The 13,936-nt window shown below is 61.4% G+C and carries 13 protein-coding genes; 9 read left to right on the top strand and 4 right to left on the bottom strand.

Features of this window, described 5'->3' with window-relative positions; translation table 11 throughout:
- Positions 1–31: 31 nt before the first annotated feature.
- The 4 genes from J2W46_RS22250 to J2W46_RS22235 all read left to right on the top strand — a co-directional run bounded on the left by J2W46_RS22250 (position 32) and on the right by J2W46_RS22235 (position 6,062).
- Positions 32–2,827 carry an MGH1-like glycoside hydrolase domain-containing protein gene (locus J2W46_RS22250; RefSeq protein WP_310356202.1) on the top strand — a complete coding sequence of 932 codons (2,796 nt, stop codon included), beginning with the start codon at positions 32–34 and terminating at the stop codon, positions 2,825–2,827.
- Between the two features lie 87 nt (positions 2,828–2,914).
- Positions 2,915–4,534, top strand: a complete 1,620-nt coding sequence (zwf, locus tag J2W46_RS22245; RefSeq protein ID WP_310356201.1) for a glucose-6-phosphate dehydrogenase — start codon at positions 2,915–2,917, stop codon at positions 4,532–4,534.
- Between the two features lie 4 nt (positions 4,535–4,538).
- Positions 4,539–5,450, top strand: a complete 912-nt coding sequence (locus J2W46_RS22240) for an ROK family protein (protein WP_310356198.1) — start codon at positions 4,539–4,541, stop codon at positions 5,448–5,450.
- A gap of 42 nt (positions 5,451–5,492) precedes the next feature.
- The gene (locus J2W46_RS22235; RefSeq protein ID WP_310356195.1) at positions 5,493–6,062 is read left to right on the top strand and encodes a YbhB/YbcL family Raf kinase inhibitor-like protein; all 570 of its coding nucleotides are present in this window, start codon (positions 5,493–5,495) and stop codon (positions 6,060–6,062) included.
- Positions 6,063–6,099: 37 nt separating this feature from the next.
- Here the strand turns inward: J2W46_RS22235 and J2W46_RS22230 are convergent, their stop codons facing one another.
- Entirely contained in the window at positions 6,100–7,095 is a 996-nt protein-coding gene (locus J2W46_RS22230; protein ID WP_087751916.1) for an aldo/keto reductase, read from the bottom strand.
- A gap of 205 nt (positions 7,096–7,300) precedes the next feature.
- On the opposite strand from J2W46_RS22230, the gene J2W46_RS22225 reads away from it, so the two are divergent.
- Positions 7,301–8,038, top strand: coding sequence for a nitroreductase (locus tag J2W46_RS22225; protein ID WP_310356190.1), 738 nt, complete (start codon positions 7,301–7,303; stop codon positions 8,036–8,038).
- A gap of 62 nt (positions 8,039–8,100) precedes the next feature.
- The gene (locus J2W46_RS22220; protein WP_310356188.1) at positions 8,101–8,412 is read left to right on the top strand and encodes a high-potential iron-sulfur protein; all 312 of its coding nucleotides are present in this window, start codon (positions 8,101–8,103) and stop codon (positions 8,410–8,412) included.
- 22 nt (positions 8,413–8,434) lie between these two features.
- Here the strand turns inward: J2W46_RS22220 and J2W46_RS22215 are convergent, their stop codons facing one another.
- Both J2W46_RS22215 and J2W46_RS22210 read right to left on the bottom strand, forming a co-directional pair.
- Positions 8,435–8,785, bottom strand: coding sequence for a DOPA 4,5-dioxygenase family protein (locus J2W46_RS22215; protein ID WP_310356185.1), 351 nt, complete (start codon positions 8,783–8,785; stop codon positions 8,435–8,437).
- Between the two features lie 36 nt (positions 8,786–8,821).
- The gene (locus tag J2W46_RS22210) at positions 8,822–9,295 is read right to left on the bottom strand and encodes a GNAT family N-acetyltransferase (RefSeq protein ID WP_310356182.1); all 474 of its coding nucleotides are present in this window, start codon (positions 9,293–9,295) and stop codon (positions 8,822–8,824) included.
- Positions 9,296–9,685: 390 nt separating this feature from the next.
- Here J2W46_RS22210 and J2W46_RS22205 point away from each other — a divergent pair, with 390 nt between their 5' ends.
- From J2W46_RS22205 to J2W46_RS22195, 3 genes are all read left to right on the top strand, one after another.
- Positions 9,686–10,099, top strand: a complete 414-nt coding sequence (locus J2W46_RS22205) for a hypothetical protein (RefSeq protein ID WP_310356180.1) — start codon at positions 9,686–9,688, stop codon at positions 10,097–10,099.
- A gap of 109 nt (positions 10,100–10,208) precedes the next feature.
- Positions 10,209–10,478 carry a DUF1488 family protein gene (locus J2W46_RS22200; RefSeq protein ID WP_027778246.1) on the top strand — a complete coding sequence of 90 codons (270 nt, stop codon included), beginning with the start codon at positions 10,209–10,211 and terminating at the stop codon, positions 10,476–10,478.
- Between the two features lie 849 nt (positions 10,479–11,327).
- Positions 11,328–11,801, top strand: coding sequence for a hypothetical protein (locus J2W46_RS22195; RefSeq protein ID WP_310356177.1), 474 nt, complete (start codon positions 11,328–11,330; stop codon positions 11,799–11,801).
- A 66-nt stretch (positions 11,802–11,867) separates the two neighbouring features.
- On the opposite strand, the gene J2W46_RS22190 is transcribed toward J2W46_RS22195, so the two are convergent.
- Positions 11,868–13,829 carry a hypothetical protein gene (locus J2W46_RS22190; protein ID WP_310356174.1) on the bottom strand — a complete coding sequence of 654 codons (1,962 nt, stop codon included), beginning with the start codon at positions 13,827–13,829 and terminating at the stop codon, positions 11,868–11,870.
- Positions 13,830–13,936: the final 107 nt, after the last annotated feature.

Below are 13,936 nucleotides of genomic sequence, written 5' to 3'. Positions count from 1 at the left end.
TCTCCGCCAAGCCCGACGCAAGGACGCTGTCATGCCACCGCTGCGCGCTGCGAATCTGTTAGACACCACTGAAGGCTCACGCCTGCATTCGGCGGACTGCGCCCACTGGCAGCGCTGGGGACCGTACCTCAGCGAGCGCCAATGGGGCACCGTACGCGAGGACTACAGCGCGGACGGCACAGCCTGGGACTACTTTCCGCACGACCATGCGCGCAGCCGCGCGTACCGTTGGGGCGAAGACGGCATTGCCGGATTCGGCGACGACACGCTGAGCTGGTGCGTGTCGCTCGCGCTGTGGAATCGCAAGGATCCGATCCTGAAGGAGCGGCTCTTTGGTCTCACGAACGCGCAGGGCAACCATGGCGAGGACGTGAAGGAGTTGTACTTCTACCTCGACGGTACTCCCACGCATTCATACATGCGCATGCTCTACAAGTATCCGCACAACGCTTTTCCGTATCAGGATTTGATCGAGGAAAACGCGCGACGTGGCGGCGACATGCCGGAGTACGAGATTCTCGACACCGGTGTGTTCGACGACTTGCGCTATTTCGACGTGCAGGTCGAATACGCAAAGCATGCGCCGAACGACATCGTCATGCGCGTGACAATCGAGAATCGCGCGGATGAGCCAGCGTCGCTCGATGTGCTTCCGCAAATCTGGGCGCGCAATTCGTGGTCGTGGAAAGAGAACACGGACAAACCTTCGCTGATTGCGGGCACCGACCATAACGGTCACGCGCAATTGATCGGCCATCAGCATGGACAGGAGCCGATCGTCGTCACGGCCTGGTCGAACGACGTGCCGCAAGTCACGTGGCTCTTCTGCGAGAACGACACCAACGTGAAGCGGCTGTTCAACATGGAGGCCGAAGGGCCGTTCAAAGACGGCTTCAACGACTACCTGGTGCATGGCGACCAGCAAGCGGTGCGTCGCGAGCATGGCACGAAAGCCGGCGCGCATGCGCCGATCGAACTTGCTCCGCACGGCCGCGCAGTGATCTACATGCGTTGGCGTCCGGAAGCGAGCCCCGACGAAGTGCCCCTCGACGCCGATGCACTCTTTGCAAAGCGGATTGCGGAGGCCGACGAATTCTACGGCGCGCTGCAGCACGACATGGATGACGCTGACGCGCGCCTGGTGCAGCGTCAGGCGCTGGCGGGCATGCTGTGGTCGAAGCAGTATTACCGGTATGACGTGCATCGCTGGCTGGAAGGTGATCCTTTGCAGCCAAAGCCCGCGGCCGGACGCAAGCGTGGGCGCAACGCGGACTGGATGCATTTGTGCAACGCGGACATCGTGTCGATGCCGGACAAATGGGAATACCCGTGGTACGCGTCGTGGGATCTCGCGTTTCATGCAGCAGCGTTCGCGCTGATCGATCCAGCGTTTGCGAAGCGTCAGTTACTGCTGCTGGTGAAAGACCGCTATCAGCATCCAAATGGACAATTGCCCGCTTACGAATGGGCGCTCGGCGATGCAAATCCGCCCGTGCATGCGTGGGCCGCGTGGCGCGTGTATGAAATCGACCGTGCGCTCACCGGTAAGCCAGACCGCGATTTCCTCGAGCTGATCTTTCATAAGCTGCTGCTCAATTTTTCCTGGTGGGTGAATCGCAAGGACGCCGACGGCCACAACATTTTTCAGGGCGGTTTTCTCGGTCTCGACAACGTGGGGATCTTCGATCGCTCGTCGCCGTTGCCAACCGGCGGTCACATTGATCAGGCGGACGGCACCGCGTGGATGGCCGCTTACGCGCTCGACCTGATGCGCATCGCGCTCGAACTTGCGTATGCGAACCATGTGTTCGTCGATATCGGCGTGAAGTTTTTCGAGCACTTCCTGTACATCGCGCAGGCCGTGAGTTGCGACGACGGCTGCGATACCGGACTGTGGGACAGCGAGGACGAATTCTTCTACGACAAGCTGCGCCTGCCTGACGGCAGCAGCGTTCCCATGCGTGTACGCTCGATTGTCGGGCTCATTCCGCTCTTCGCCGTGCACGTGCTCGAAGAGCGCTTGCATGGTCACTTGCCTGGATTGCGGGATCGGCTTGTCTGGTTCCTCAAGCATCGTCCGGACCTCGCAAAGCTGGTTTCGCGCTGGGACGAGCCGGGCAAGGGCAACGCGCTGCTGCTGTCGGTGTTGCGCGGGCATCGTATGAAAGCGCTTTTGCGGCGCGCGCTCGACGAGAGCGAATTCCTCTCCGATCATGGCGTGCGCGCGCTGTCCCGATACCACCGCGATCATCCGTTCGTCTTCAACCACAACGGCAACAGTTTTACCGTCAAATACCTGCCGGCCGAATCGGACACGCGCGTGTTCGGCGGCAATTCGAACTGGCGCGGTCCGGTGTGGATGCCAGTCAACTATCTGTTGATCGAATCGCTATACGAATTCCACCGCTATTACGGCGACGAATTCCGCGTCGAATATCCGACTGGTTCGGGCCAGAAGTTCTCGCTGTGCGAAATCGCCGACGAACTCGCACGCCGCGCGACCACGCTGTTCCTGAAGAACAAGAACGGCGAGCGTCCGGTAATGGGCGCTTATCCTTTGCTGCAAGCCGACCCCCGTTCGAGCGATCTGGTTCTATTCCATGAGTATTTCCACGGCGACAATGGACGCGGCGTCGGCGCTTCGCATCAAACCGGCTGGAGCGGACTGGTAGCGCTGCTGTTACAACCGCGTGTCATGGCCGCTTCCGGCAGCGTGCCGCGCGCGGGCGAGGCCGGGCGCGCGCCGATTCCGACTGCGCCGTCGGCACCGGCGCGCGAGGTCGAGCCTGAAACGGCGTCTGCGTTGGCGACAAGTTCCGTCAAATAGCGCGCTATCGTTTTGAACTGTGTGGCTGCGGGCGTGGTCTTTCAAGTATTGCCACGTCCGTTTCATTGGCTTCTTCAAGTGAATCCCATGCCGACTACACCGAATTCTCAAGCCGCTAATCCTTCGAACGCAGACGCTGACGGCAACGTTGCTGTGGAGCGCAGTTGCAAAGTCAGTGCGAACGCGCAAGGTGAGCCGCCGTCGCCTGCGGGCAAACGTCCCGCGCCGCCTTGCACGCTGGTGATCTTCGGCGCGGGCGGCGACCTTACGAAGCGCCTGCTGATGCCCGCGCTTTACAACCTCGCGGTGGACGGCCTGCTCGACAACGGCATGCAGATTGTCGGCGTCAATCATGGCGCGCGAGAGACGGCCGAGTGGCGGGAAGACCTGCACCAGTCGCTGCAAAAATTCGCCGCCGACAAGGCCAGCACCTTTCACGCCGGCAAGCTGGATGACAACGCGTGGAACTGGGTGGCGCAACGCCTCGAATATATGGCCGGCGAGTTCGAGACACCCGACACCTTCGCGCAGCTCAAGCAGAAACTCGCTGACGCGCCGGGCGGCAATGTGATTTTTTATCTGGCGGTCACTTCGCGTTTCTTCAAACCGATCGTCCAGCATCTGGGCGAGGCGGGGTTGCTTAAGGAGGGCGATGGCTTTCGCCGCATCGTGATCGAAAAGCCGTTCGGCACCGACCTTGCAACAGCACGCGATCTGAATGCGCATATCCTTTCATATGCGAAGGAATCGCAGATTTATCGCATCGACCACTTTCTCGGCAAGGACACGGTGCAGAGCATTCTTGCCGTGCGCTTTGCCAACGCGCTATTCGAACCGGTATGGCGACGCGAATATATCGACAGTGTGCAGATCACGGCGGCGGAAACAATCGGCGTGGAAGGGCGCGGCAAGTTCTACGAACAGACCGGCGCGTTTCGCGACATGGTGCCGAACCACCTGTTCCAGTTGCTCGGCATGGTTGCCATGGAACCGCCCAATTCATTCGATGCGGAAGCCGTGCGCGATAAAAAGGCCGAAATTTTCGACGCCATCTTGCCGCTGACGCCGAACGACGTGGTGTTCGGTCAATACGAAAGCGGCGCTGCAGGCGTGGGTTATCGTGAGGAGCCGGATGTTGCGCCGAACAGCACGACGGAAACGTATGCCGCCTCGCGCGTGTTCGTAGAAAATTGGCGCTGGGCCGGCGTGCCTTTTTATCTGCGCACGGGCAAGCGGCTCGCCGCGCGCCGCACGGAAATTTCAGTGCAACTGAAGCCCGTGCCGTTTCGTCTGTTCCGCGACACGCCTGTCGATGCGCTTACGCCTAACGTGCTGACTTTGCGCATCGACCCTGCGCACGGCACGAGCTTCGACTTCAACGTAAAGACGCCGGGCCCGGTAATGCAGATCGGCCCGGTACAGTCTTCGTTCGACTACGGCGATTTTTTCGCGGAACGCGCGAACGTAGGCTATGAAACGCTGCTGTACGACTGCATGCTCGGTGACGAGACGTTGTTCCAGCGCGCCGACAGCATCGAAACGAGCTGGTGCGCGGTAGACGATGTGTTGCACCCGAAAGCGGGCGGCGCGGTCCCGGTGCACGGCTATGCGGCCGGCAGCGAAGGGCCCGCCGAAGCGGATGCGCTGCTGGCGCGCGACGGCCGCGCGTGGCGTCCGTTGAAAGCGGGCGCGGTCCAGAAGAAGTAATGCCATGAAGCACAACCACACATACGGGGTAACCGTGGCGACATCCAAAGCAAACGCGGCAAAGGCGAAAAACGCGGCAAAAGCGACAAACGCGGCAAAAGCGACAAACGCCGCAACGCAGGCCAAAGCTGCGCAAGCAGCAACGAGTGACGAGCGGATTCTCGCAATCGACGTCGGCGGCACCGGCCTGAAAGCGGCCATTATCGACGCGGACGGCAAGATGCAGACCGAGCGCTTGCGTGTCGCGACACCGCATCCGTGCACGCCCGATCAACTCGTCGATGCGTTGGCGGAACTCGTGGAGCCGCTGGTCGCAAAAGCGCCGCCCGCGCTGATGTCGATCGGCTTTCCGGGCGTGGTGCGCAACAACCGCATTCTGACGGCGCCGCATTTCGGCGTGGAAGGTTGGCACGACTTTGCGCTTGCCGATCTGCTCGCGCAAAGGCTCGGTGGTTTGCCGGTCCGCATGATCAACGACGCCGAAATGCAAGGCTTCGCCGCAATTGAAGGCAAAGGACTTGAATTCGTCCTGACGCTCGGCACCGGCGCGGGAACGGCGCTCTTTCGCGACGGCGAACTGATGCCTCATCTGGAGCTTGCGCACCATCCGGTGAGCAAGAAAGGCGTTGCTTACGACGAATACATTGGCGACGCCGCTCGCGAAAAAGCTGGGAATAAGCGCTGGAATCGGCGCGTTGAGAAAGTGATTCGAATCCTCGAATCGCTGGTGAACTACGACAAGCTGTGGATCGGCGGCGGCAACGCGGCACGCCTGACATTCCAGTTGCCGGCGAACGTGGCGACGGTTTCGAACGACGCGGGCATTGAAGGCGGCGCGCGGCTATGGCATCCGCGGTCGGTGCGCGAAACGCGGCAGCTTCCCGAAGCGAACGCGCGCGTTGGCAAATTCGAATAATTCGAACTCACGTCAATGGCGAATAACCGGGAGCAAGCAGTAATGATTCGACGCGCTTACGTTGGCATTGCGCGGTGCCTGATGTCCGCAGGCGTGGGCATGATGCTCGCCTTCACCGTGGCTGCTGCAAATGCGGCTGAGGCGTTCACCTTGACGTCGCCGGGGCTGGCCGACGGCGCCACGCTGGAATCGACTCACGCGGCCAGCGCCAACAACTGCGGCGGCGGCAACGTGTCGCCGGCATTGCAATGGCACAACTCGCCCACAGGCACGAAAAGCTATGCGGTGACCATCTTCGATCCCGACGGCGCGAAGGGTTTGGGCATCGTGCATTGGGTGCTCTATGGCATTGCGCCTTCCGTTACCTCGCTTGGCTCGGGAGCCGCACCGCCGCCTGGCAGTGTCGGTGGGACGAATCGCACCGGTGGCACGGGATATTACGGACCATGCCCGCCGGTCGGCGAGGTGCCGCATCACTACGTCGTGCAGGTCTACGCGCTTGATCTCGCGCCCGACGCTTTGCCGGCCGGCTTGACGAGAGACGCGCTGCTTGCCGCAATGAAGGATCACGTGGTTGCGGCAACCAGCACAGTGCTTCGATACGGGCGATGATCGCAGCGGGCTTGGAGCCAACGATCACCCGCCACGTTTAGCGCGCCGCGTCGCCCCACCGGTATTCGACGCTGGCCTCGTCGAGTTGCTGCTTGATGTCGGCGTCCAGCACGAATTCGGACGCCGCCAACGTATCGGTCAATTGCTCGGCGCGACTCGCGCCGATAATCGCCGACGTGACCAGTGGATTTGCCAGCACCCATGCAAGCGACACGCGCGTTAGCGACTCGCCGGTCGGCTCGACAATCGCTTTGAGCCGCTCGATCGTCTCGAATTCGCGTTGGTGCCAATACCGCTCCTGATACATGGCGCCCGCCTTGCCGACGGTTTCAGTGAAGCGACCCGATGGCGGCGCTGCATCGAGCTTGTGCTTGCCCGTCAGCAAGCCGCCCGCGAGCGGGTTGTACGGCATGACTGCAAGTTGCTCCTCCGCGGCCAGCGGCAGCAGTTCACGTTCGATCTGGCGGAACAGCAGGTTATAACGCGGCTGCACCGAGACGAAGCGCGCCACGCGTAATACGTCGGCGCGACCCAGCGCACGCGCGAGCCGATACGCAAGAAAGTTCGATACGCCGATGTAGCGCGCCTTGCCCGAGCGAACGATCACGTCCAGCGCTTCGAGTGTTTCGTCGAGCGGAGTGTTCGCGTCGTCGGTATGGAGTTGATAGAGGTCTACATAGTCGGTGCCGAGACGCTTCAGCGAGGCATCGATTGCATCGAGTAGATGCTTGCGCGACGCGCCCTGGTCCCATGCCGAAGGGCCCATCTTGCCAACTGCCTTCGTGGCCAGAATGAAGCGGTCGCGCTTGCCCTTCAGCCAACGGCCCACGATCTCCTCCGTGCGTCCCGCGTCGCTGTGGTCGCTGCCGAGCGGATAGACGTCGGCCGTATCGATGAAATTCACGCCGGCGTCGGCGGCAGTATCGAGAATGCGGCGCGAAGCGTCTTCTTCGGTCTGCAGGCCAAAAGTCATCGTGCCGAGGCACAAGCGGGAAACCGTCAGGCCAGTGCGGCCGAATTTGCGGTATTGCATGCTCAACTCCGGAATTGAACGAATGGATTGCGATAGGGAATACGGCAAGAAGCGTGCGAAGAGGATAAACGCAAAACGATAGTTGCGTTGACAGGCGCACAGCCATGCATTGCAAACGTAAGCTGCGCGCTTGGCCGCTCGAAATGGCCGCGCGCGCTAGAATCGTTGCAGCGCATTGCTTGCCGCTTCAACAGGAATTTCGACGATGACACGCCCAGCCGCCACAGTCACGAACCACGCCTCGAGCCAGAACGCAAGCGAAGCCACAAGCGTGGTGGATGCCGCGCTCGTCACGCGCCGCTCGATCCGCGCATTTCTGCCGACGCCCGTGCCGCGCGCAGACATCGAGGCGATTCTCGAAGTGGCGAGCCGCGCGCCCTCCGGCACCAATACACAGCCGTGGAAGGTCTATGTGGTGACGGGCGACTCGCTCGCGCGTGTGTCGCAGGCGTTGCTGGAGGCTTACGATCATCCGGAGCGCGACACGCTTTATCGCGAGGAATATCCGTACTATCCGCGCGAATGGGTGTCTCCTTACATCGACCGCCGCCGCAAGATCGGCTGGGATCTGTACGGACTGCTCGGCATTGAAAAGGGCGACAACGCGCGCATGCATGAACAGCACGCGCAGAACTATCGCTTTTTCGGCGCGCCGGTGGGCCTTTTCTTCACCATCAACCGCGTAATGGAGCGCGGCAGCTGGCTCGATTACGGCATGTTCATGCAAGCCATCATGACGGCGGCGCGCGGGCGCGGCCTGGACACCTGCCCGCAGGCCGCGTTCACGCCGTTTCATCAGGTGATCGCAGCGCAACTCGATCTGCCGCCAGACGAGCAACTGGTGTGCGGCATGTCGCTCGGCTTCGCAGACGAAAACGCGCCGGTCAACGCGCTGCGCTCCGAACGGGAGCCGGTCGAACGATTCACGCGGTTTCTGGATTGAACGCCTGGCGATAAAACGGCCTGTGGTTCAGGCGCGTCCCACTAGCACAAAGGAGTCGAATAATGAAAACATCGCGCCGCCATTTTTTATTGTTGGGCGTGAGTGCAGGCTCATCGCTCATGATTTCGCGCGCGGCATTTGCCGCCGGCGGGAACGCACTCAGCGAGGCAGACCCGCAGGCGCAGGCGCTCGGCTATAAAGACGACGTGTCAAAAGTCGACAAGGCCAAGTATCCGCAATACGCAGCGGGCCAGAATTGCGCGACATGTTCGCTCTTTCAGGGCAAGGCTACCGACGCCTACGGCGGCTGCACGCTGTTCGGCGACAAACAGGTCGCCGCGCGCGGCTGGTGCAGTTCGTACACGAACATGTGAACCGCGGGCAGCCGCGCATTCGTCAGATCAACGCGGCGAGCAGAAGCTCATGTGAGCGGCCGATCCACACGGCAGCGTCCCGGTGATCGCGCAGTGCGTCGCCGGTATTCGGGTGCACGAAAATGTCGAGTGTGCCGTGATTGAGCGACAGCCAGCCAATCAGCTCGCCGAACTGCTCGTGGGCGAAAGCCGTTTGATACGACCACATGGGGTGCGGCCCGACCGGGCGTTCGTGAAAACGGCCCATCTGCAGCTTGCCATGCCAACGCGCTTCGATCTGCTCGCGGAACGCCCAGGCGCTGTCGCGCGTCGCGGAATCGAAGTAGACGTGCGCGTGCCAGCTTTGAATCACGGAAGTGTCACGAAGAGTCATGCCGAGCCTGTGGGTGTGTCAGTCGTTATCCGCCAATTATTCTGCTTCAGTTTCCGCCGACGCGCGCGGCGCGCGCCTCATGTGAAACTGTCTTTCATCTTCGCCCACGATTTCAAAACCGAGCCGCTCGTATAGACGCTGTGCCGGGTTGCCTTTGAGCACCTTGAGCGCGACGGGCAATGCGTCGGCGTCGGCGGCGCGCAGCACCGTGCTGAGCGCTCCTTCTCCGATGCCGCGCCTTTGCAGCGCGGGCGCGATCTGCAATTGAACGACTAGCCATTCAGTATCGGTGCGATGCGCTTTGAGCAAGCCGGCAGGCATGCCGTTGACACAAATGACACGCGCTGTGTCGTAACGATGCAGCAAACGCGCGCGATGCTCGGCGTCGTCCGCAGGTTCGCCGACACGCGCGAGGTGTTCGGTCATCGTCGCCTTGCGCAGTTCGAGGAGAAAGGGCTCGTCTGGCGCGACGGCGGGGCGCAGGGTTATCGCAGCGTGGTCGTCGGACATGTCGGAACTGTGCCGGATGCGGAGCCGGTTAGTAAGAATGGGCGCGAATTGTCACGCTGCCAGTGCTTTTTTACCATGCTAGCTTGTTCCGATGCGCGCGCTCGCGCAGAGAATGCGGGTTGGTCGCCGCTCGTGCGAGTCACGAAAGCCGGAAGCGGCGCCGCGACTTTAACCGCGATGCATCAGGCGCCGCCGATGTTTGCCGCTCGCGCGACACGCTATGCAAGCGCATTCTGCGGGTCGCCGAAGCATGAGCGCAGCGCGTTTAGCGCTGATTGGCATGTGCCTTGCTTTTGCCCTACCCGCGGATTGCTACGCGCGCGAGTTCGAGACTCCGCGCGCGACACGCCGAAACGCCGGGAAACGGCGCCACTTGGCATACAACGAACAATGCTGAACACGAAACCACATGTTCTGACGCGCGCGATAGATGGCGACGCGATGACGCTCGTCTTCTACCCCGACACAGGCTGCCTGCGTTTCGCCGATTCACGCGGTGTGGTGTGCCACGAACTCCGGCCACCGCATTCCTGGTTTGCGATTTCGTCCGCGTTGCGCGAAGTGCGCGGCGGGACACACGCGATGTCCGAAGGCTTGAGTACCCTATTGCATGAATTCTGCCGGAAACGCTCGAGGTGGCTGAGCGGCCGGGCGCACATGCCGGCAGCGGCCAGCGCGCTGGTGTTTGCGCCGGCGCTTCGTCTCGCAGCCCGGCCCGCGTCTACGTCGGCAGTGTTGCCGGGAGATGCGGACATGCACGCGCCGTTGCGTTCGCTTACGATGAACGTAGCGGCAGCACAGTAGGGAATTCATCAGCCGAAAGATCGGCGCCGGTTTGCGTGTCTATTCAGTTTTGTTCGGTGTTGTCCTTTTCAGTACGGCGGACGGCATAACCAACTTTGCGAGGTGGGCCATGGAGATTATCGAGCTTGAACCTAGCGTCTCGGCTGACGGGCGCGCGGTGATTTTCCAGCTTTCGGCGCGAGGACGAGACCTCGAATGCGCGGTAACGCGTGAAGCGCTGGAGCAGCATTTCTGGCTGCAGCGCGGCGCTGCCGAGGACCGCATGTTGAAAACGTTTGCGGATGGCCGCAAACGCATCACTGCTGTCGCCGAAAGAAAGATGCTGGCCCGTCCGGGCGATAGAGTCCTGTTGACGATCAGCGATTTTGCCGCGCGCTAATGACGGTTCATCGCCGTGCACGCATCGTTGTCATGACGTTGCGTGCGCTTTCGTCGCGCTGAATCTTGTGCGAGCGGGCGCTCGATAGCGCCCTCGCTCGCCTGCCTGTTCGCCATTCGCGTGTGAGTCGTTCACGCGATTCCGGCATCCCTCCTGCATGCGTCCCCGATTGTTACGCCGATTCGTCAAACTGGCGCGGCAAATCCCTTCCTTTTGCCCAATTGCCTGGGCGCTCGCTCGCATAAACTGTTTTACATGGAGCGACAAATCACCGAGCCCCATCGACGCGGTCTTCCCCCGCGTTGTTTTGAACCGTACCGTTGATGGCAGTTTGCCGCGGTGTTCGACGCGGCAGGGCAGTAACGCAGCACGAAGTAGAAGCAAAGCAATGGCGCAGTAGCAGGTGAAGTAGCAACAACCGTTTTTGCAGTGCTGGTAGTAGTTGACCTGGCAACGACCGTTTTCCAGTAACAGTTGAAGTCGCAACGAAAGTCTCAGCAGTAGCAGTACAAGTTCAGAAGATGCCTTCGCAGCAGCAACATAAGTAGCAAGATTGGCAGTAACAGCGTTTCAGTTTCGATGGTTACAGGTCGGCGAGCATCCACGCGCGAGCACGACTCTTCCATCCTGTCCGGCCCTGTTCTCTCGCGGGAACAGGGTTTTTTTTCGTCGATGCGATGAAGGCACGCGACCTTCGCGTTTTAAGCCGGACTTAATATTCGCTTGCCATCATGCTTACACAGACTCACATTAGAGGCTGTTCAGCCGCCGGCGCATCGGCGGCACTCGTCGCGGGAAATCATACCGATCGTGCGACGAAGCCGAGAGTTAGCGAAGGAGGTAAAACCTATGTCCAGTAAATCGCGAGTCCGCAAACACAATTCGCCGGCCATGTCGCCGTTGTTGCGTGCGCTGACTCAAAGCCGTAGCACGCACGAGCCGGTTACCGCTGCGATGCTTCTGCAGTGCTATGCGGCGCTCGACGCGTTCGAGCACGGTCACGGCTCGCGCGATCTGCACATGTCGTTGAGCCGGCACTTGCTCGTGTCGCAGGAGCTTGCGCGCCTCGGCCTCGGTGAAGACCTTCTCGACGATATTGAGAGCGGCCACGCCGCTATGGTCCACTTAGACAGCCGCGAGCAGATAACCGGCAAGTGGACGCTCAATGACGACGAACACGCACGCCTGTGCACGTCGCTCGCGATTCTGGACGAGCAATTGTCCGTGGCATCGTTGAGCGAGATTGCGAGCGCTCAGGCGCGAATGATCGAAGGCTTGATGCGGTCCGCGCGGACGAGAGCAATCGCTGAAGCGGTGCTCTGACGGTAGAGCCGCAAATCCCCCAAATAGAAAACGCCCCATGTGGGGCGTTTTTTTTTGCCGCGCCGGTTAATCGTTGTACTGCGTCACATCGTAATAGCTGATCCAGTTCTGATTGCCGCCAAGTTCAACCAGGCGCGAACCCCCTGAGGTCAGCGCGGGGAACGGACAATTCGTACACGTGCGAACGCCTTGCGAATTGATTCCGGCGCTAACCGTCGTTTGATACTGGCCAAACGTGGTGTTATTCGGTGTGCCCACTGCAAAGCCGTCGACTTCGCCGTTCGTGCCGGCCAAGGTTAGACCGGATGCCTGAATCTGCACCGAATTCACCGGATACGCGAGGCTCTGTCCGTTGACGAGGCTGGACCAGCTGACGCTCATCGCATACTGAATACCGGCAAGCGATCCGGCCGGAGTAAGAAACTGCGTCTGGAAGTCGGACAGCAAAGTCGGCCACGACACCGTCGCACCGGCCGCCGCGCCGAGCGGGCTACCCGGGTTCATGACCTGCGACACGCCGAGTTTCGTGCCGGTGCTGTCGTAAAACGTCACCGTGTAGGCGGCGTAGAGCGGCACTGTGCCGACATCGACTGACTGCGCCGCGTACACGCCGCTCGACGCGGGCGGCGCGAAGCTGGCCGTCGACGGTAGCGATTGCCATGACCAGCGATACATCGACGTGCTGCTCGCAGTCGTAGCCGGCGATACCGGCGCGGCGCTCAACGCGGTGTCAGAGAGGCCGAGCGTGCTGCTGCCAGCGGCGCTGCGCGGCAGAAGCCACACAGGCGCGGCGAGCCCGGGCCCTGACACGGACGCGGAGTACACAGTGGGGTTCAGCGCGACCGGAATCGTAATTTCCAGGCCGGACTCGTAGCGGTTCACGTCGTTGACCCGCGCGTCGAGAAACGTGCGGCGCTGGATTCGCGAATTTATCGCCACGGCGAATTGCGACTGGTTGCCGACCAGGTTCCAGCCGAGCTGCGTGCCGCCCGCGAGCGCAACCGGGGCCGCCATCTGCTGAGCAATGCTGTACAGCGCGCCTGCTGTGCCGTCGGCGAGTGTCAACGGGATTTGTACGAGCGCTTGCTGCTTGCCGTTGCGCGTGAAAAACGCGAGGGTTTTCGGCGATCCGAAGCGCGCACCGGCAAGCGACGCGTTCGGCAAGCCGTGACCCGTCGCAAGGTTGCTTGAGCCATTCTCCAGAAAAGTACTGTCGATGGCGGGTGCGCACGACGTATCCAGCGTGCCTGTTGCAGCACACGCCGTCAGCAATGGCGCGAGCGGTTCCAGATAATTGGCTGCAGCCGCCGGCGCGGCGAGCTTCGTGGTTTGCCCTGTCTGCTTGTTCAGCGCGACGGTTGTACCGGGCGCGGCGTTGGACAGCAGCAGCAAGCCGCCGTTAGGGCCGGTCACAACCGACACCGTATCGATCACCGAATCCGCACCCGTGTGATTCGGCGTGAACGCGGTGCCGACAGGATCGAAGCCGGCCGACTGAATGCCGTTTTGCGCGAGCACGTTCGCGAGAATTGCGTCGAGCGTGATGATGGCGATCTGAACCGAGGGCAGCGTAACTTTAGCGAGTGCGGTGCTCGACGCGAGATCGGACGGATTGCCCGATGCCGTCAACATCGCGGCAATTGCGGTGGTGAGCGTAGTGATGTTGGCAACGGCGGGCGCGGTGCCGTTGGGTAGCTTGGCCAGCACGGAGACAAGCGGACTCGAGAAGCCGGTCGCGTCGTTTGCCATCAGCAGGAAAGGCGCGGTCATGCCTTTGACGGAGATGCTAAACGCGCCCTGTGCGTTGGTGGTGGCGGTCGCTTGCGCCCCGGTGGCGTCCATCAAGGTCACACTTGCGCCGGCCCATGCGCTGCCGCTCGCTACGGTGCCGGTAACGGATGCCGCGGTGGCAGTTTGCGTATTGGACGAGCCTGATCCCGACCCCGAACCGCCGCCGCAACCGCTCAGTTGAAGAAACGCAAAAGCCACTGCGGCCGCGACGGCGCTGCGCACTAACGTTCGATGCATGAAATCCCCGATGCTGTGATTCGTTTTGATATCGGCCCGTTATGTCGATAAGCGCTTTTCAATCCTCGCGCGGTGTCGTCGGATTGAAAGCAATACCTATGTTTTCT

The organism is Paraburkholderia strydomiana (assembly GCF_031456815.1).
GTDB classification, from domain to species: domain Bacteria; phylum Pseudomonadota; class Gammaproteobacteria; order Burkholderiales; family Burkholderiaceae; genus Paraburkholderia; species Paraburkholderia caledonica.
This window is presented reverse-complemented; position numbering and strand designations above follow the sequence as displayed.

Coding starts and splice junctions, on each gene's coding strand:
- J2W46_RS22195 (WP_310356177.1), top strand. CDS start 11,328: ATGTCCAGTAAATCGCGAGTCCGCAAACACAATTCGCCGGCCATGTCG.
- J2W46_RS22250 (WP_310356202.1), top strand. CDS start 32: ATGCCACCGCTGCGCGCTGCGAATCTGTTAGACACCACTGAAGGCTCA.
- J2W46_RS22235 (WP_310356195.1), top strand. CDS start 5,493: ATGATTCGACGCGCTTACGTTGGCATTGCGCGGTGCCTGATGTCCGCA.
- J2W46_RS22220 (WP_310356188.1), top strand. CDS start 8,101: ATGAAAACATCGCGCCGCCATTTTTTATTGTTGGGCGTGAGTGCAGGC.
- zwf (WP_310356201.1), top strand. CDS start 2,915: ATGCCGACTACACCGAATTCTCAAGCCGCTAATCCTTCGAACGCAGAC.
- J2W46_RS22205 (WP_310356180.1), top strand. CDS start 9,686: ATGCTGAACACGAAACCACATGTTCTGACGCGCGCGATAGATGGCGAC.
- J2W46_RS22240 (WP_310356198.1), top strand. CDS start 4,539: ATGAAGCACAACCACACATACGGGGTAACCGTGGCGACATCCAAAGCA.
- J2W46_RS22190 (WP_310356174.1), bottom strand. CDS start 13,829: ATGCATCGAACGTTAGTGCGCAGCGCCGTCGCGGCCGCAGTGGCTTTT.
- J2W46_RS22225 (WP_310356190.1), top strand. CDS start 7,301: ATGACACGCCCAGCCGCCACAGTCACGAACCACGCCTCGAGCCAGAAC.
- J2W46_RS22200 (WP_027778246.1), top strand. CDS start 10,209: ATGGAGATTATCGAGCTTGAACCTAGCGTCTCGGCTGACGGGCGCGCG.
- J2W46_RS22215 (WP_310356185.1), bottom strand. CDS start 8,785: ATGACTCTTCGTGACACTTCCGTGATTCAAAGCTGGCACGCGCACGTC.
- J2W46_RS22230 (WP_087751916.1), bottom strand. CDS start 7,095: ATGCAATACCGCAAATTCGGCCGCACTGGCCTGACGGTTTCCCGCTTG.
- J2W46_RS22210 (WP_310356182.1), bottom strand. CDS start 9,295: ATGTCCGACGACCACGCTGCGATAACCCTGCGCCCCGCCGTCGCGCCA.